Annotated in this window: 21 protein-coding genes; 9 read left to right on the top strand and 12 right to left on the bottom strand. The window is 43.9% G+C overall.

The genetic code is table 11. The features are described 5' to 3' along the window. Both F8C76_RS10820 and aat read left to right on the top strand, forming a co-directional pair. Positions 1-1,377 (top strand): short-chain fatty acid transporter, encoded by a 1,377-nt coding sequence (locus F8C76_RS10820; RefSeq protein ID WP_152131740.1) that lies wholly within the window; start codon positions 1-3, stop codon positions 1,375-1,377. A gap of 30 nt (positions 1,378-1,407) precedes the next feature. Then, on the top strand, positions 1,408-2,085 hold the full coding sequence (gene aat / locus F8C76_RS10815; RefSeq protein WP_152131739.1) for a leucyl/phenylalanyl-tRNA--protein transferase: 678 nt from the start codon (positions 1,408-1,410) through the stop codon (positions 2,083-2,085). On the opposite strand, the gene F8C76_RS10810 is transcribed toward aat, so the two are convergent. From F8C76_RS10810 to F8C76_RS10800, 3 genes are read right to left on the bottom strand one after another with little or no spacing between them, the layout of a single operon-like run. Continuing rightward, positions 2,059-2,745: a DUF2490 domain-containing protein gene (locus tag F8C76_RS10810; protein ID WP_152131738.1), complete on the bottom strand. Its 687-nt coding sequence runs from the start codon at positions 2,743-2,745 to the stop codon at positions 2,059-2,061. The genes aat and F8C76_RS10810 overlap by 27 nt on opposite strands. Beyond that, positions 2,726-3,307, bottom strand: coding sequence for a hypothetical protein (locus F8C76_RS10805; protein WP_152131737.1), 582 nt, complete (start codon positions 3,305-3,307; stop codon positions 2,726-2,728). Before F8C76_RS10805 ends, F8C76_RS10810 begins: the two co-directional genes overlap by 20 nt. After that, on the bottom strand, positions 3,297-3,860 hold the full coding sequence (locus F8C76_RS10800; RefSeq protein WP_152131736.1) for a DNA-3-methyladenine glycosylase I: 564 nt from the start codon (positions 3,858-3,860) through the stop codon (positions 3,297-3,299). Before F8C76_RS10800 ends, F8C76_RS10805 begins: the two co-directional genes overlap by 11 nt. 178 nt (positions 3,861-4,038) lie before the next feature. Between F8C76_RS10800 and F8C76_RS10795 the strand changes: the two genes are divergently transcribed. Continuing rightward, positions 4,039-4,671, top strand: coding sequence for a thioredoxin family protein (locus tag F8C76_RS10795; protein WP_152131735.1), 633 nt, complete (start codon positions 4,039-4,041; stop codon positions 4,669-4,671). Here the strand turns inward: F8C76_RS10795 and F8C76_RS10790 are convergent. The 5 genes from F8C76_RS10790 to F8C76_RS10770 form a co-directional block, all read right to left on the bottom strand. Beyond that, positions 4,654-5,373, bottom strand: a complete 720-nt coding sequence (locus tag F8C76_RS10790; RefSeq protein WP_152131734.1) for a hypothetical protein — start codon at positions 5,371-5,373, stop codon at positions 4,654-4,656. The two genes, F8C76_RS10795 and F8C76_RS10790, sit on opposite strands and share 18 nt — an antisense overlap. A gap of 88 nt (positions 5,374-5,461) precedes the next feature. Next, on the bottom strand, positions 5,462-6,148 hold the full coding sequence (gene truB, locus F8C76_RS10785) for a tRNA pseudouridine(55) synthase TruB (RefSeq protein WP_152131733.1): 687 nt from the start codon (positions 6,146-6,148) through the stop codon (positions 5,462-5,464). 30 nt (positions 6,149-6,178) lie between these two features. Further along, positions 6,179-6,973: an undecaprenyl-diphosphate phosphatase gene (locus tag F8C76_RS10780; RefSeq protein ID WP_152131732.1), complete on the bottom strand. Its 795-nt coding sequence runs from the start codon at positions 6,971-6,973 to the stop codon at positions 6,179-6,181. Next, complete coding sequence (locus tag F8C76_RS10775) at positions 6,974-7,237, bottom strand: DUF3098 domain-containing protein (RefSeq protein ID WP_129653603.1); 264 nt, start codon at positions 7,235-7,237, stop codon at positions 6,974-6,976. Between the two features lie 102 nt (positions 7,238-7,339). Next, on the bottom strand, positions 7,340-8,218 hold the full coding sequence (locus F8C76_RS10770; RefSeq protein WP_152131731.1) for a cell division protein FtsX: 879 nt from the start codon (positions 8,216-8,218) through the stop codon (positions 7,340-7,342). A 215-nt stretch (positions 8,219-8,433) separates the two neighbouring features. On the opposite strand from F8C76_RS10770, the gene leuS reads away from it, so the two are divergent. The 5 genes from leuS to F8C76_RS10745 all read left to right on the top strand — a co-directional run bounded on the left by leuS (position 8,434) and on the right by F8C76_RS10745 (position 14,175). After that, the gene (gene leuS, locus F8C76_RS10765; protein ID WP_152132868.1) at positions 8,434-11,262 is read left to right on the top strand and encodes a leucine--tRNA ligase; all 2,829 of its coding nucleotides are present in this window, start codon (positions 8,434-8,436) and stop codon (positions 11,260-11,262) included. Between the two features lie 98 nt (positions 11,263-11,360). Beyond that, the gene (locus F8C76_RS10760) at positions 11,361-11,615 is read left to right on the top strand and encodes a SemiSWEET family sugar transporter (RefSeq protein WP_152131730.1); all 255 of its coding nucleotides are present in this window, start codon (positions 11,361-11,363) and stop codon (positions 11,613-11,615) included. 186 nt (positions 11,616-11,801) lie between these two features. After that, a complete protein-coding gene (gene ald / locus F8C76_RS10755) occupies positions 11,802-12,902 on the top strand; it encodes an alanine dehydrogenase (protein ID WP_152131729.1) in 1,101 nt (366 codons plus the stop codon). Positions 12,903-12,996: 94 nt separating this feature from the next. Next, entirely contained in the window at positions 12,997-13,698 is a 702-nt protein-coding gene (locus F8C76_RS10750; RefSeq protein WP_129653599.1) for a zinc metallopeptidase, read from the top strand. Positions 13,699-13,824: 126 nt separating this feature from the next. Then, positions 13,825-14,175 (top strand): winged helix-turn-helix transcriptional regulator, encoded by a 351-nt coding sequence (locus F8C76_RS10745; RefSeq protein ID WP_152131728.1) that lies wholly within the window; start codon positions 13,825-13,827, stop codon positions 14,173-14,175. Between the two features lie 74 nt (positions 14,176-14,249). On the opposite strand, the gene F8C76_RS10740 is transcribed toward F8C76_RS10745, so the two are convergent. The 4 genes from F8C76_RS10740 to F8C76_RS10725 all read right to left on the bottom strand — a co-directional run bounded on the left by F8C76_RS10740 (position 14,250) and on the right by F8C76_RS10725 (position 17,139). Then, positions 14,250-14,768, bottom strand: a complete 519-nt coding sequence (locus F8C76_RS10740) for a ferritin (protein ID WP_152131727.1) — start codon at positions 14,766-14,768, stop codon at positions 14,250-14,252. Positions 14,769-14,886: 118 nt separating this feature from the next. After that, positions 14,887-15,207, bottom strand: a complete 321-nt coding sequence (locus tag F8C76_RS10735) for a hypothetical protein (protein ID WP_152131726.1) — start codon at positions 15,205-15,207, stop codon at positions 14,887-14,889. Between the two features lie 39 nt (positions 15,208-15,246). Then, positions 15,247-15,717: an Lrp/AsnC ligand binding domain-containing protein gene (locus tag F8C76_RS10730; protein WP_116216353.1), complete on the bottom strand. Its 471-nt coding sequence runs from the start codon at positions 15,715-15,717 to the stop codon at positions 15,247-15,249. 48 nt (positions 15,718-15,765) lie between these two features. After that, positions 15,766-17,139 (bottom strand): saccharopine dehydrogenase family protein, encoded by a 1,374-nt coding sequence (locus F8C76_RS10725; RefSeq protein ID WP_152131725.1) that lies wholly within the window; start codon positions 17,137-17,139, stop codon positions 15,766-15,768. Between the two features lie 79 nt (positions 17,140-17,218). Here F8C76_RS10725 and F8C76_RS10720 point away from each other — a divergent pair, with 79 nt between their 5' ends. After that, on the top strand, positions 17,219-17,608 hold the full coding sequence (locus F8C76_RS10720) for a DUF423 domain-containing protein (RefSeq protein WP_152131724.1): 390 nt from the start codon (positions 17,219-17,221) through the stop codon (positions 17,606-17,608). Positions 17,609-17,647 lie beyond the last annotated feature (39 nt).

Below are 17,647 nucleotides of genomic sequence, written 5' to 3'. Positions count from 1 at the left end.
TTGGGCCTTACCAAGGTCATAGAACATATTTTTAGGAGGTACTTTCCCTCCCCTTTTACCATTGCGGTTTTGCTTACCCTCCTGACCATGGGGCTGGCTTTGGTCTTCACGGAGAACACTACAGGGGAAAACCATTTTTTTGCCATCCTATCGTACTGGGAAAATGGCATTTGGAACAATGCGCTGTTGGTGTTTGCTTACCAGATGATGCTTATTCTGGTGTTGGGCCATGTTTTGGTCCTGAGCAAGCCCATGGAACAATTGATCCTGCGGATAACGGGATGGGTGACCAATCCATCAAGTGCTGCAGTATTGGTGGTCTTGCCCACGTTGTTGGTTTCTTTTTTCAATTGGGGGTTGGGATTGATTTTTGGTGCCATTTTGGCCCGAAAAGTAGGGGAATATGCCCAATTAAAGAACATAGCTATCAATTATCCATTAATCGGGGCGTGTGGGTATTCCGGTTTGATGGTGTGGCATGGAGGAATCAGTGGTTCCGCTCCCCTTAAAGTAGCCGAAGCCGGACACCTCAAAGGCCTGTTGGAAGGAGTGGCCGATGCCAAAATCCTGCAAACACTGCCGGAGACGCTATCCACAGCCTACACCATTTTCAGTTATTGGAACTTGATTGTATTTGTATTGGTGACCTTATGTATAGTGATTTTAGCCTATTACTTGAGCAAAAGAACGGAACCTACTCCACTAGACCTGAAACGATATGAATTTGCGTCACTGGAGCGAGAAAATAGCGAAGGCGCCGAGAGATTGGATCATTCCCCTTGGGTTTCCATTCTGTTTGGGATATTGGTTTTGGCAGCCTTTTTTGTCCAGTACCTCCCCGCCCTCAAAACATTGAACCTTACACCCAATATGCTCAATTTTTTTATGTTGGGGTTGGCCATTCTGCTACACGGGAGCTTTAAGCGTTTTTTAATGGCAGTAGAGGAGGCTATTGGGGATACCGCAGGTATTCTGATTCAATTTCCACTCTATTTTGGGATTATGGGGATTATGGCTGGAAGTGGTATGATCAATGAGGTTTCCAACTTTTTTGCTTCTATAAGTACCACCACTACCTTGCCCATTTTTACATTTTTCAGTGCCGGATTGGTCAATATTTTTGTGCCCAGTGGAGGGGGGCAATGGGCCATTCAAGGACCTTTGGTGCTTCAGTCTGCCATACAATTGAATGTTCCGTTGCCAAAAGTGATCATGGCCTTGGCCTATGGAGATCAAGTAACCAATATGTTACAACCTTTTTGGGCTTTGCCTCTACTGGGGATCACCAAACTCAAAGCCAAGGAAATACTACCCTATACCTTATTGTTCATGGTAATTGGTAGTCTTATCTATATAGCCGGACTTCTTATTTTTTAACCTATTGCGTATCTTAGTAAAAAGAGCGCTTTGGAAAATAACGGAAACAACTTTCCCCTGGCATTTCTGGGAGACCGTTTGGAGTTCCCTCCTGTGCATATGGCAAACGAAGATGGGCTTTTGGCCGTGGGCGGTGACCTGTCCATGGAACGATTGCTGCTTGCCTATAAAAGCGGAATTTTCCCATGGTTCAATGATGATGCCCTTATTCTATGGTGGAGCCCAGATCCACGTATGGTCCTTTTTCCCAATAAAATCAAAGTATCCAAAAGTATGCGCAAGGTGTTACGGGATGGGAAGTTGCAATTGACCCAGAATACTTGTTTTTCAGAGGTGTTGGAGTACTGTGCCAATATGGAGAGAAAAGGTCAGGAGGGTACGTGGATTACTCCCAAAATGAAATCGGCTTATATCGATTTACATAAAAAGGGATGGGCCAAATCCTATGAGGTATGGGAAGACGGTGTTCTTGTAGGTGGACTGTATGGTCTGGATTTAGGGCATGTGTTCTGTGGTGAAAGCATGTTCAGCTTAAAACCAAACACCTCCAAGTTTGCCTTTGTGAAAATGGCGCAAGAGCTTCAGGAAAAAAATTATCATCTCATTGATTGCCAAGTCCATACCGACCATCTGGAAAGTTTGGGCGCGGAATTGATTCCCAGAAAACAATTTGTGGAAATCTTAAAGGGACAGCTGGGCAGTGGTTAGTAAAAAGACCACATTTTGAGGCAAGCCCGAGGTATACTCTTCCAATCGGTATTCCACACCAAATTGAAGCTTTAGATTCGCATCCAATTGCCACCCTATAAAACCGGTAAGTCGGGTGTCGTACTGGGGAGAGGCACTTCTAGCGACACTCAATAAATTTTCAAGCGTTCCCACAAAATAAGGTTCCCCTATATCCAGCTTTTCACCCTTCAAGGGAAAATCAACGGCAAATCTGTATCGAAATCGATGCACGGTGGCAGATTTTGTTATGCGCTGTTCCGAACGTATCCGGTGTCCAAAACGAACCACATAGGGTTTTGAAGTAAGATTGAATTGCTGGGTGAGGCGCAGTTCATTTTCAGAATCCTCAAAAGCTTCCCTGAACCTGTATAAGATACCCAATGCAATACTCTGGTTGTTTTGCACATTTATTTTGGAAAAATGGACCACATCCAAGTGACGGGTTTTGATTTTGGACTCACCCTCCTGCACCACATAATTTCTGTTGATCACGGAAAAATTATGGGAGTAGAGTGGGGTTACATCATAATCTATGGCAAACTGGGGCTGCCAATATCCTGTAAGGTTATCTTGGGCACTCACCACTGCCAATCCAAAGAAAAAGAATAGGGAAAGCCACTTAGTACTGGATATGGTCATAACTTGGGGGAAATGATTTTTGGAGTTTGACCAATTTGCCCTCTGAATTGAACAAGGCCTCATAGGTTTGAAAACGGTTTTCTTTTTTAGCGGAAAAAACCAGTTCGTAATTAACGTGGGGCAGGATTAAATTTTGAAAAGCATCATGAAGGGTCTTTTTGGGATCCTGATGGACCAAGGGATGTTGCTGTTGAATTTTTCTAAGTCGAAATTTTGGAAAATGCGTATCAAGATAACTTAGGATATTATGCCATGTTTCTTCTGGCACATCATCTTTTTTGATGATAAACTCTACATCTTCCAAAGTGCCGTCAATGTCAAACTCAACACTGTACCTCAGTCTGCCCTTTTTGAATTTGGCCTCATAACTTTCCTTGGTACTGTCTATTTCCCTGTAGAAACGTATCCGTTTTGCTCGATCCAAATATTCTGACAGAAGTGCATAGGCCTTCTGGGGAAATAGTTCTTGCGTTATCCTATATTCCTGTTCGTATTTGCTCTGCTGTCCCCAACCCAAATGGGAAAGGCACAAAAAAAACAATATGATCGGACTATACTTCATGATACCTAAAACAAGCGGTTTCATGATCGTTCACCATGCCTGTGGCCTGCATATGGGCATAAATCACCGTGCTGCCCACAAACTTGAACCCTCGTTTTTTTAAATCTTTACTGATGGTGTCCGATAAAGGTGTGGTAGCTGGTGCCATTTTATAATTTTCCAAGCTGTTTTTAACAGGCTTACCATCCACAAACCCCCAAATGTAGGCGCTAAAGCTTCCAAATTCTTTTTGGATATCCATAAATGCTTTTGCGTTGGAAACAGTGGCATGCACTTTCAATTTGTTTCGAATAATACCTGGATTATCCAAAAGCTCATCGATTTTATCCTGACCATACTTGGCAATCTTTTTGTAATCAAAATGATCAAAAGCTTCCCTAAAATTGTCCCGCTTTCGCAATACGGTAATCCAACTTAGGCCGGCTTGGAAGGTCTCCAATATCAAAAATTCAAAAAGAGTGGCGTCATCCTTTACGGGAACGCCCCATTCCTGATCGTGGTAGGCTTCATACAAAGGGTCGCCCAAGCACCAACCGCATCGATGTTTGTCCATGGTGGAAAGTTTTGGATAAAGGTAAAGAACCCGCGAAACATCTGGTAACGAAAACAGCAGGATTCAATAATTAAGTTGATAAGGGAATACGTGTAAGGTTTTGACATGGGATACAACCAATGACAAAAATCAGAAAACGCCCAGATTGTGGAGCGTACTTTTGTAAAAAGTATTTGAGATGGAACTATTGGAAAAAAAGATTGAAGAGGATAAGGTCACCTTGGTGAGACAAGGGATTTCAATGGGAATGGATTATGAAAAGTATCGGGATTTGGTCCATCACTTGGTGGACACCAAACAAACCACTGGTTTGCCCCAATCCGAAGCGAACATTGAATATACCCAGCTCAACGACCGCCGAATGAAGCGATGGGACAAGACCTTCAGACTACCTGAAACCGTAGCGCAAAAGGTCTCCAATATTCCCTCTAGATTGAAGTTTTTGGTTTTGACCGAAAGCTGGTGTGGGGATGCTGCGCACAGTATGCCCATAATGAACAAGATTGCCGAAACGAATCCAAATATGGAGTTCAAAGTTTTGCTTAGGGATGAAAATCCCGAGCTTATGGATGCCTTCTTGACCAATGGCAGTCGTTCCATACCCAAATTGGTGGTATTTGATGCGGATTTGAATGAAATTATAGCGGAATGGGGACCAAGACCCAGCATTGCCACACAAATGGCAAATGATTTTAAAGCAACGCATGGAACATTTACCCCAGCGTTCAAACAGGACCTTCAGGTTTGGTACAATAAAAACAAGGGAGAAGATATTTTAAATGACTTGGTGGGACTACTTCCTTTGGAATAGATAGGTAATAGTGCCTATTTGCGAGGCTTTGGAATCTGGACTGAAACGTGCCTTTAGGGCATATGCGATGGCATTGTCCACCAAGCACCCGTTGCTGGTGCCCGAGCTTTTATCATTAAAATCGGCCTCGGTAACATACCCGTTACCATCCACTTTAATGTTGATGACCACCTTGCCTCCTTCAATGCAGGTGTAAATGGGAGGGGGAAGATAATAGGCGTTTCTGTCCACCAAGGAAAAGGAAATGGAAGTACGTCTATCTTTTAAGTAATTGGTAAATTCTTCTTTTTGGGCGTCCCGCTCCCCTAGTTTTTGTTTTTTCTCGTCCCGTTTGGCGGCCAGTTCTTTCAGTTGATTGGCGAAATCGGCGTCGTTTCCGGAAAATTCTCCCTCCTCGCTGCTCATGGCACGTTCTTCCAAAAGTTCTTCCAGTGTTTTTAAAGGCTCGGGGTTTCCAATGGTGGGCTTTGCGGTTTGGTTGAAGGCCATATGGCTTTTAATGGGGTCGTTGTTGGCCAATTCCTCCATTCGCTCTTCCTCCTCTTTCAGCAATTCCTCGATATCCTCATCGGCCAAACTCATCTCAATGACATATTCGTCTTCTTGCATGCTCCCTAAGTGAATGTTGAACAACAACAAAACCACCAAGGCCATGGAGAAGAAGGTTATGATAAGGGATAACTGGCTTCTGTTCAAGTTCATGGTTCTAGTATAACCGCTTTTTTTTAAAATTATTTTACCCAATAGCCTTCATAAACCTATTGCAGTGATGGCCACAGAGCCATTTTTGCTACAGATTTTCCTTGAAGACCAAGGGGGTTGTGGCATTATTTACGTTGAAATCCCCTATTTTGGTTCTTCTCAAGGCTGATAAATGGGCTCCGGAATTCAGGGCCTTGCCAAAATCATAGGCCAAGGAACGGATATAGGTCCCTTTGCTGCACACTACCCTAAAATCCACCTCGGGCAGTTGAATTCGGGTGATTTCGAACGCTGTAATCGTAATTTTCCTTGATTTGATTTCCACTTCCTTTCCCTCACGGGCCAGTTCGTAGAGTCTCTTGCCATCTTTTTTCAGGGCAGAGAATACTGGAGGCACTTGCTCAATCTCCCCTAAAAATTCCTTGGTGGCCTCTTTTATGGAGGCTTCCGAAAGGTGCTCCGTAGGGTAGGTTTGGTTTACTTCGGTCTCCAAATCGTAGGAAGGGGTGGTAGCCCCAAGCGTGAAGGTTCCGGTATATTCCTTGATCTGTCCTTGTAACTCCGGAATTTTTTTGGTGAACTTTCCCGTGCAGATAATCAAAAGCCCAGTGGCCAATGGGTCTAAGGTGCCGGCGTGGCCTATCTTTATTTTCTTAAGGTCGAATTTTTTTCGGATGGCCCACTTTAAGGCATTCACCGCCTGAAAGGAACTCCATTCCAAAGGTTTGTCGATCAAAAGAATTTGACCGTTTAAAAAATCTTCCTTGGTTTTCAAAGGTTTCGGGATTTGGATAAAGGTAACAATCTATCCCCAAATGCTCCAGGCAACGGCGATAAGTCCCACAATAAGACAATATATGGCAAAATAGGTAAGCTTGCTCTGGCGCACGAGTTTGATCATCCAAGTACAGGCAGCAAGACCGGCAATGAAGGCCGCAATAAACCCAGCACCCATGGCCACGGCTTGATCACCATGAAAATTGATTTCACCTCCCATGAGGTCTTTGGCCACTTTCCCCAAAATCAGGGGAACGACCATCAAGAATGAAAAACGGGCCGATTTGGCCTTGTCCACCCCTAAAAGAACAGCTGCCGAAATGGTGGCCCCACTTCTGGAAATCCCTGGTAATATGGCCACGGCCTGTGCCATTCCAATGACAAACGCACTTCTGAACGAAACCCCCTTGTCCGTAGTCTTGGCCAAATCGGCCAAATAGAGTAGCACTGCAGTAATGATGAGCATAATGCCCACTATGATGATGGCGCCGTCAAAAAACACTTCAATAAAATCATTCAGAAAAAGCCCGACCAAAGCGGCGGGAATCATGGAAATGACAATCTTGAGTGAAAACTGGGTCTCTTCGTTCCATTTGAACTGGAAAAGGCCTTTTAAAATCTCAAAAACGTCCTTTCTAAATACGACCAGAGTGCTCAGTGCGGTGGCAAAATGTAAGATTACCGTGAAGAGTAAGCTTTCCTCGGGAAGGGCATGTGCGCCCAAAATGGCTTTCCCCAATTCCAAATGTCCGCTGGACGATACAGGTAAAAATTCGGTCAACCCTTGGATGATTCCAAGGATAATAGCATCAATAAGCTCCAATTATTCTTTGTTTTTGTTAGGGTTCAACAAAATGGCATAAATCTGTATGCCCAAGCCGATCAGTACCAAAGTGGGTGCCAAACGAATTCTCCTAAAACTGTAGATATCTGGATTGAAGACCTCGGGGTCATCACTGCCACCCCCAGCCATCAAAATAAAACCCAAGGCAATAAAAGCCAGTCCTATGAAGAGGAACAGGTAGTTCTTTTTTTGAAAAATAAACTCCTTGGTGGGTTTTTGAACATTCTTGTTTTTCTTGCTCATGCAGCAAATTTAAGGAAAAGTTTCCCAGAATATTTTCTGAACCAACAATATGGGAAGTTATGAGTCCCAAATCTATCAGCGTAGCGGTCCAATATCTAGAATCTAATAGTAAAGATCGTCTGTCCTTAGATTTAAAAAACGTTGGGTGGCAAAATGGGTGCTTGCCCATGAAATGACAACCCCAAGTCCAAAGACCCCGACGAACAAAAAGATCAATACCAAATAATCCTGTAGCAGGTTCAATTCGGGAAAATTTTTGTTGATGTAATAGATGAGTATACTTAGGGAAGCCAACGCCACGGCTGCGCCTATCATACCCAGCTTGATATTGGCCCAGATAAACGGTCTCCTGATAAAGGTCTTGGTGGCACCTACCATCTGCATAGTCTTGATGATAAACCGTTTGGAATAGATGGAAAGTCGGATGGAACTATTGATGAGCAGCACGGCTATGACGGTAAAAATGGCACTGGCCACCAATATCCATAAACTTATCTTTCGGGCGTTGTCGTTAAGCAGGGAGATCAACGGCTTGTCATAGCTTACTTCGTCCACGTAGGTTTTTGTGGCAAGATCATCGGCAATTTCCGCGATTTGCTCGGGAGAGACAAAATCGGCCTTTAAATGCACGTCAATGGAATTTTTTAGTGGATTGTAGCCCAAAAACTCCACGAAATTCTCTCCAATGTCTTCACTATACTGCTCTGCAGCATCCTCTTTGGAAATGTACTCGGCAGATTTGGTATATTCGGCCAAGGCAAGGCTTTTTTGCAATTGGTCAATCTCTACCGGTTTGGCATTGTCCTTCAAAAAGACCGAAATGGTGATTTGCTCCTTAAAGTGGTCTGCCAGTTTTTTGGTATTCAGGACCAAAAGTCCCAAAACGCCCAAGAGGAAAAGCACCAATGCGATGCTCAAAACCACGGAGAAGTAGGAGGAAATCAACTTTCTTCGCTGATATCGTTCAATATATTGGCTCATAGAGTGGAATCAGTACGTAAAAATAGAAAAGTAAATTGTATTTAGGGGATTAAACCTATTTTTGCAACTCGAAAAGAGATACAGTTTTTTGTCATTTCGAGGCTGGATGTAATCTTGGCGAGAAATCTCTTCCCTTATACTTGGGGCATCTAACGGAGTTTATCCTGAGCAAAGGTGAAGGGCTCGATGTGACAAAGTGAACATAAAAAAGTATGATGAACTACGATTTCCGTGACATTGAAGCCAAATGGCAGAAGTACTGGGCAGAAAATGAAACCTTTAAGGCAATCAACGATTCCGACAAGCCCAAATTTTATGCCTTGTCCATGTTCCCCTACCCTTCTGGGGCAGGATTGCATGTTGGCCACCCGCTGGGGTACATTGCCACGGACATCTATTCCCGTTATAAAAGACATAAAGGGTTCAATGTGTTGCACCCCATGGGGTACGATTCCTTTGGATTGCCTGCGGAGCAGTACGCCATTCAAACCGGACAGCATCCTGCAATCACTACCGAAAATAATATCAATAGGTATCGCGAGCAGTTGGACAGGTTGGGCTTTTCGTTCGATTGGAGCAGGGAAGTGCGCACTTCCAATCCCGGATATTACAAATGGACACAATGGATCTTTATCCAATTGTTCAACTCGTGGTACAATAAAAGTTCCGATAAAGCTGAAGCCATTGAGACTTTGGTCTCCCTTTTTGAAAAGGAAGGAAATACAACGGTGGAAGCCGTTTGTGATGAGGATACACCCAATTTTGGTGCAGCGGAATGGAACGCATTTTCAGAGAAGGAGAAACAAGGGATTCTTTTAAAATACAGACTGACCTATTTGGCCGATACCGAAGTGAACTGGTGTCCGGCTTTGGGAACGGTTTTGGCCAATGATGAAATCGTAAACGGCGTATCCGAGCGTGGAGGTCATCCCGTCATCCGAAAAAAAATGACACAATGGAGCATGCGTATCACGGCTTATGCCCAACGCTTGCTCGATGGATTGAACAAGATTGATTGGCCACAGCCCCTAAAAGATTCCCAGACCAATTGGATTGGTCGTTCCGAAGGCGCTTCGGTGACTTTCAATGTCATTCCAAATGAAGGTGTCACTTCGAGCGCAGTCGAGAAGCCGGACACGATTGAGGTCTTCACCACCCGCCCCGATACCATTTTTGGGGTAAGTTTTATGACTTTGGCCCCTGAGCATGATCTGGTGGGGAAAATCACTACCCTGGAACAAAAAGCCGAGGTGGAAGCCTATGTGGAGGCCACGGCAAAGCGTTCCGAGCGGGATCGTATGGCCGATGTAAAAACCATTTCAGGGGTGTTTACCGGTGCGTATGCAGAGCATCCGTTCACCAAGGAGCCTGTTCCTGTTTGGATTGGCGATTACGTTTTGGCCAGTTATGGAACTGGGGCAGTAATGGCTGTGCCTTGTGGTGACCAACGGGATTATGATTTTGCCAAACATTATAATATAGCCATCCCCAACATTTTTGAAGGGGTGGATATTTCCGAAGAGGCTTTTGCCGATAAGGCGACCACCATCATAGCTAATTCCGACTTTTTGAATGGGCTTTCCTATAAAGAGGCCACCAAAAAGGTGATTGCCGAGTTGGAAAAAATTGAACATGGAGTGGGTAAGATCAACTATCGCCTTCGTGATGCCGTGTTCAGCAGGCAACGCTATTGGGGAGAACCCTTCCCGGTGTATTATGTGGATGGTATGCCCCAGATGATTGCCTTGGAACACTTGCCATTGGAACTCCCCGAAGTGGAGAAATACCTTCCCACCGAAACCGGCGAACCGCCCTTGGGCAATGCCACCACTTGGGCTTGGAATGTTGAAAAAAGTGAAGTGGTCTCAAATGATTTGATTGATCATAAAACCGTTTTTCCATTGGAATTGAACACCATGCCGGGTTGGGCAGGGAGTTCCCAATACTTTAATCGATATATGGACCCGCGCAATGATGAGGCCATCTTTTCTCCAGAGGCCATTGGATATTGGCAGGATGTGGATCTCTATATTGGCGGTAGTGAACATGCCACAGGCCACCTGTTATATTCCCGTTTTTGGCAGAAGTTTATGTTTGATCGAGGTTATGTGCCCAAGGACGAGTATGCCCAAAAATTGATTAATCAAGGTATGATCACGGGAACTAGTGCTTTTATCTATAAAGATTTGGATTCCAATAAAGTGTATTCAAAAGGTTTGAATGAGGGTAAAAATGTTATTCCGATTCACGCCGATGTTTCTTTAGTAAATGCATCCGATGAGTTGGATGTGGAAGCCTTTAAAAAATGGCAACCGGAATACGGGGATGCCGAGTTCATCTTGGAAGATGGAAAATATATTGTAGGTCGCGAGGTGGAAAAAATGTCCAAGTCCAAGTACAATGTCGTCAACCCCGATGCCATTTGTGAGGAATATGGAGCAGATTCACTACGTCTGTATGAAATGTTCTTGGGGCCCTTGGAGCAATCCAAACCTTGGAACACTGCAGGAATTACGGGAGTACATTCCTTCCTTAAAAAACTATGGCGTCTTTTTGAGGTCATTGAGGATAAAGAACCCACGGCGGATAATCTGAAAACGCTGCACAAGACCATCAAGAAAGTGGAGGAGGATATCGAGAACTTCTCGTTCAATACTTCCGTGTCCACCTTTATGATTTGCGTAAACGAACTTACCGCTCAAAAATGTACCAGCAAGGCTATTTTTGAACAGTTGGCCATTTTGGTGTCGCCCTACGCACCCCATATTGCCGAGGAGCTTTGGGAGCGACTGGGACATGCCGAGTCCATTGCCGAAGCGCCTTTCCCAAAGTTTGAGCAGAAATATCTAGTGGAGAGCAGCAAGGAGTATCCTATTTCATTCAATGGAAAAATGCGTTTCAAATTGGAATTGCCTTTGGATATGGGCAAAGAAGAGATAGAGGCTGCAGTCTTGGCCCACGAAAAAACCCAGGAACAGTTGCAGGGGCGTACTCCCAAAAAAGTCATTGTGGTGCCCGGTAAGATTGTGAATATCGTTGGGTAAAAGGGCATCTATTCCAGATGATGGAATAGTGCTTTTAAGGCGGACTATTTTTGTTTTTCAAAACAGTAAAGCCCTACATTTAGGGTAAATAACCTACCATGGACACTATTGAGATCATTGGCCTTGTTGCGGCCACCCTTACCACCAGTGCCTTTATCCCGCAAGTATATAAGGCCTGGCGGCATAAGTCCACACGGGATATTTCCCTTACCATGTATTTGGCTTTCTTCATTGGAACCATGCTGTGGCTGTATTACGGTTACGTGCATGGGAGTCTGGCCATCATATTGGCCAATGGTTTAACAGGACTACTGGTCATAGTGATGCTGTTTTTAAAACTAAAGCACAAGTAACCCCTATTTTTGATGGGTATAACATGTCATTTTGTATAATAATTATTATTTACCCCCTAAAAAAGTAGGGTATAACATGGTTTTTATATAAAATTTAACTGACAACCCCTACATTTTATCGATTTCATTTCGTTGATTCCGGTTTTTATAACAACTTTGGGTATAGTAACCATAAAACACAACAAAATGATTGTAGGGGTGCCTAAAGAAATCAAAAGCAGTGAAGGCCGGGTTGGCATGACGCCAGCTGGGGTTTTTGAATTGGTGAAGAACTACCATACCGTTTATGTGCAATCGGGTGCAGGTGAGGGCAGTGGGTTTTTTGATAAAGATTACCAACAGGCCGGAGCCACTATTTTGGATACCATTGAGCAGGTGTATGCCAAGAGCGATATGATCGTGAAGGTCAAGGAACCCATTGCCAAGGAGTACGATTTGATCCAGGAAGGGCAGATTGTTTTTACCTACTTTCATTTTGCTTCGAGCGAGGCATTGACCCAAGCCATGATCAAAAGCAAGGGTGTGTGCATTGCCTATGAAACTGTGGAGGATGAGGAGGGCACCCTGCCTTTGTTGACCCCAATGTCTGAAGTGGCGGGAAGGATGGCCATTCAGCAAGGGGCTAAATATTTGGAAAAACCAGTGAAAGGTCGTGGAGTGCTTTTAGGAGGTGTTCCCGGGGTAGCCCCCGGTCGTGTCTTGATTCTAGGGGCGGGCACTGTAGGCATTCAGGCTGCAAAAATGGCAGCTGGGCTTGGCGCACATGTTACCATTCTGGATGTCAATATGAAACGGCTTCGCTATGTAAATGATATCATGCCCAGTCATGTGGTCACGGAGTTTTCCAATGAGTTCAATATCAGAAAACATATACAATCCCATGATCTTATTATAGGAGGGGTGTTGTTGAAGGGAGCCAAGGCGCCCAATCTGATCACAAGGGATATGTTGAAGGAAATGCGTCCTGGAACGGTTATCGTTGATGTGGCCGTGGACCAAGGAGGGTGTGTGGAAACCACCAAACCCACTACCCATGGCAACCCCACATATATTATTGATGATGTGGTCCATTACTGTGTAGCCAATATGCCTGGAGCCGTGCCGTACACCTCAACGGTGGCCTTGACCAACGTTACCTTGCCCTATGTGCTTAAATTGGCCAATATGGGCTGGCGAAGTGCCTGCAATTTGGACAAGACCTTGGCCAAAGGATTGAATATTGTTGAAGGGGAAGTGGTATACGAAGAAATCATTAAGACGTTTCATTGGGAATCTGCCGTGGCGTAAAAGCATACATTTTGTCAGTAGAAAGACCCCGTCAAAGCTTGGCGGGGTTTTTGTTGTAATATGGTATATTTATAAGAGCAAAAATCGAATAATTATGATGACATATTATATATTGATTGGTGGGATTGCACTGGTCAGCTGGTTGGTGAGCAATAAACTTAAAAGTAAGTTCAAGAAATACTCCCAGGTACATCTAAGAAATGGTATGAGTGGTGCAGAGATTGCCCAAAAAATGCTGGATGACCATGGTATTCGGGACGTGAAAGTTATTTCTACTCCCGGAATGCTTACCGACCACTACAACCCAAAAAACAAGACCGTTAACCTTAGTGAAGGCGTATACAGTCAACGTAATGCAGCCGCAGCTGCGGTGGCGGCCCATGAATGTGGGCACGCGGTGCAACACGCCCAAGCGTATGAATGGTTGACCATGCGGTCCAAATTGGTTCCAGTGGTGAGTGTAACCTCGGGAATGTCCACTTGGGTCGTATTTGGAGGTATAGCCTTGATGGCGGCAACAGGTGTGGCAGGCGGAATAGGTTTTTATATTGCAGTGGCCGGTTTGGTCATGATGGGAATGGCTACCTTGTTCAGCTTTGTTACCCTTCCGGTGGAGTACGATGCCAGCAAACGGGCCTTGGTGTGGTTGAAGCAGAAGAACATGGTAAGCCAACAAGAATATGCCGGGGCCGAAGACGCTTTAAAATGGGCGGCCAGAACCTATCTCGTAGCAGCATTGGGTGCTTTGGCTTCCTTGCTCTACTGGGCAGTACAGGTGTTTGGCAGTAGGGACTAAGAATCAAGATCTACAATATTTACAAACCTGTTCAACTAGGATTGAGCAGGTTTTTTTGTGCCCTGTTGCGGGAGTAAATTATGTTTGCTATATTTTTAGTAGCTTTGCTATTAAAATAATAGCAATATGAAAATACCTAGGCCTGGGCTGCCTGTTCGTGGGTCAAAAACAGGACAACCCATCATGGCTTTATTGGATCTATTGGGAAGGAGTTGGGCCATGGGAATCATTTGGCACCTGTACAATGGGCCTAGCACGTTTAGGGGGTTACAGGATTATTGCGAATCCATTTCTCCCAATACACTCAATACCCGGATCAAGGAATTAAGGGATTGTAACTTGATCAAGAGAACTATGGAGGGTTATGCCTTAACAGAGTACGGGGAAGAATTGTTTGAGCTATTGCAGCCCATGGGTCCATGGGCCAGGAACAGGTGGACCGAGAGTTTCAAAACCGATGACCCAAATTCATTATGAAGCAGCATAAATAAGATTATACAAACTAAAAACGGGGCCATCGGCCCCGTTATGTTTTATAGGATATGGATAATTTATTCTATCCAGTTGCCCACTTGATTGTCGATCATTTGAAGACCAACACCCTCTGTTCCGGTCACTTCGATCATATCCAGAATGTCCCGGATGGTGTTCTCTTCCTCAACCTGTTCCAATACAAACCAATCCAAGAAACGTTCTGTGGCAATATCACCCAGTTCACGTGCTTTTTTCACAATATTGTGAATGGATTTGGTAACGGCCACCTCATGTTCCAAAGTGCTCTCGAACACATCAACAATGGATGAGTAGTCATGGTTGATACCGGTAATTTCTGGAGATAAGGGATTTCCCCCAGTATCGATCAAAAATTCAAAAATCTTCATCATATGGCCGCGTTCTTCTTCGGCTTGCTTATAGAAGAATTTGGCACTGGTAAAAAACCCGTTCTGCTCGCACCAAGACGCCATGGCCAAATAGGTGGCAGAAGCATGGGCTTCCATTTTTATCTGTCCGTTGAGCAGATCCATGGATTCCACTTTAATGCTCATACTTTGTCTTGCTATATCTTTCATGTATACAGGGTTTATCGTGTTAGTATATCAAAAATAAGGAATTTGATTCCGTTTTGGAAGTAACTTCCTTGTTTTAAGGCAGTTTTAGATTGAATAAAAATAGATGGAAGAAAGGGGTCTAAACGGTGACGGCTTCACGTTCTTCGGAAAGCCCCATGGCCACAAAACCTTGTTCAACCATGTGTTTAAGGTCCAGGATTTCCAAGGTGTTCAGGACCAAGAGGTGTTCTTTGTTGCAAAGCATCAATACCTCAAAGCCATGTTTGTTCAAATCCCCGTCAAAATGATCTTCAATGGAGATGGACAATACCTTATGTCGAAGGGAAAGCAATTGGCAAAGCGACATTCGGACCAATTTTTGGCCAAAATCCACATAGAAGCAACGTTCCTTCACGGATTGATATAAGGTGTAATATGTAGATTGATAAACTACATTCATGGGCACAAATGTAAAGTTTATTTAGATTGAATACAAATATCAGATTTGAATTTGTCGATCTATTTGCTGATCCAAGGAAATGAAGGTTTCTGTTCTTGAAACCCCTTCGATTTGTTGGATTTTTTTATTGAGCACTTGCATCAGGTGTTCGTTGTCCCGGCATAGGACTTTAATGAGGATGGACCAGTTTCCCGTGGTATAATGGCATTCCAGAACTTCAGGGATTTTCTCAAGTTCGCGTACAGCTTGCGGATTGGCCATGGCCTTGTCCAAAAAGATACCGATATAGGCCATGGTGGTATACCCCAGTACCTTGGGGTTGATGATGAATTTTGAACCGGACAAGAGACCTGAACTTTCCAATTTCCGCAATCTCTGGTGAATGGCTGCTCCGGAAATACCAATGTTACGGGCGATTTCCAAAATGGGCCTTCTGGCATCTTCCATCAAGAACCTTAGGATTTTCTTGTCTATGCCATCAATTTTAACCGAACTGTTATGGTTTTTCACAGAAAAGATTTAAAACTGAAGCTAAAGATATTGAAAAAATGCATAAGGCTAACTGGCCACCGAATCTGGATTGTATCCCAAATAGGGCACTTCGTATTCCTTAAAATGCATTCCGTAGGATTTGAGTTCGTCAAGTATGGGTTGGTATACTTCCATACTAATGGGAATCTGAACCCCTGGGGTGGTGATCTTTTTGTTCAATATCTGCAAGGTGGCAATGGCCACTGGCAGGCCAACGGTTTTGGCCATGGCTGTGTAGGTTCTATTTTCCCCAATGACCACCATGTTGGCATCAATCTGTTTTTTAATACCGTTTAACTCGTAGCCAAATTTGTGGTACATCACGATCATATCCTTTTCGTCTTCTTTCAAGGTCCAACTATCCTCAAGGATATATTGAAGGATCTGTGCAGGCGAAGCATTTTTCAAGGGGATTTTTTTGGTAGCGTCAAAGAGATTCAACTCCAATAATTTACCCCAACGGATATCATCTTGATCTATCTTAAGGTAGTACCGCAATTTCAATTCCACCGAGTCTGTAGGGGAATAGGGCAAGAAAAGGTTTATAAACTCCCGGTAGGACATGCCTTCGGAGTTTTCAATGGTGTAGCTGTCGTCCGTCATCCCCAAAACGACAAACATCTGCCACGCTTTGGAAAAACCTACCCTGCGCATGGTGCCCCTAAAAAGGGTAAGGGCATCTTGGAGGCCATAGGCTTCTCTATATTTTAAGGAATCGCGGTTGGCATAGGCCTCAAACTTTCCATGACCCTCCACATCCAAAAACTCGGTTCTCCTAAACAGTTTTTGGTAGGGGATGTATTTATAGGTGCCCTCTTGGATGAATTTGGCAACTCCACCTTGACCGGCAAGGACCACGTTTCTTGGATTCCAGGTAAATTTATAGTTCCATAGATTGGAATCGCTTTCAGGGGCCACCAATCCGCCGGTAAACGACTCGAACAACAACATTTTTCCGCCTTCGGCGCGGATACGATCGATCACTTCCATGGCACTCATATGGTCAATTCCTGGGTCAAGGCCAATCTCATTCATAAAAATGAGACCGTTCTTTTTCACCTCCTCGTTCAGGGCTTCCATTTCCTTGCTTACATACGATGCGGTGACCAAATGCTTTTTAAACTGAATGCAATCTTCTGCGATCTTAATGTGCAAACTGGCCGGAAGCATTGAGATGACAATCGATGCGGACGATACGGCTTTTTTGCGGTCATCATCATTGAAAATATCCAACGTGATCACATCGCAGTTGGGGTGTGATGAAAATTGCTCTGGAATGTTCTTGGGTTGTAGGTCGCCAATGACCAAACGGAGGTTTTCACTATCCGAATTTTTAAGCAGATAGTCTAATAGATAGGAGGTTGATTTTCCTGCCCCCACAACTAAAATAGTGCGGACCATAGGTTTTGATTACTTTTGATTAAAACGGACACTAAGGTATCAAATTGTTATATTTCTAAAAAAATTAGTCAATAAAGTTATGAACAGAACAATACTATTAACGGGAATCCTATTCGGTTTATTGGCCATTGTGTTGGGTGCCTTTGGAGCGCATGGCTTGGAAAAGTTGGTGGATTCTGAATCAATTGAGGTGTTCGAGACCGGAGTGAGGTATCAAATGTACCATGCATTGTTCCTGCTTTTTTTGGGGATTTGGCAAGGGTTGGACAAAAAAGGGAAAAAAGTGATTTACACAATGGTACTGATGGGTGTTGTGCTGTTTTCTTTTTCCATTTATGCCTTGGCCCTGAACAGTCTTACGAGCTTTGATTTTAAAGTCATTGGATTTTTAACACCAATTGGAGGTGTTTTTCTGATTTTGGGATGGTTTCTTTTAGGATACCGTATTTTAACCCATAAACAGGCTTAAATAAACCACAAACAGAGGTTTAAAAGTTATATTTTTCTA

The sequence above is a fragment of the Flagellimonas olearia genome, assembly GCF_009184425.1.
Lineage (GTDB): Bacteria > Bacteroidota > Bacteroidia > Flavobacteriales > Flavobacteriaceae > Flagellimonas > Flagellimonas olearia.
This window is presented reverse-complemented; position numbering and strand designations above follow the sequence as displayed.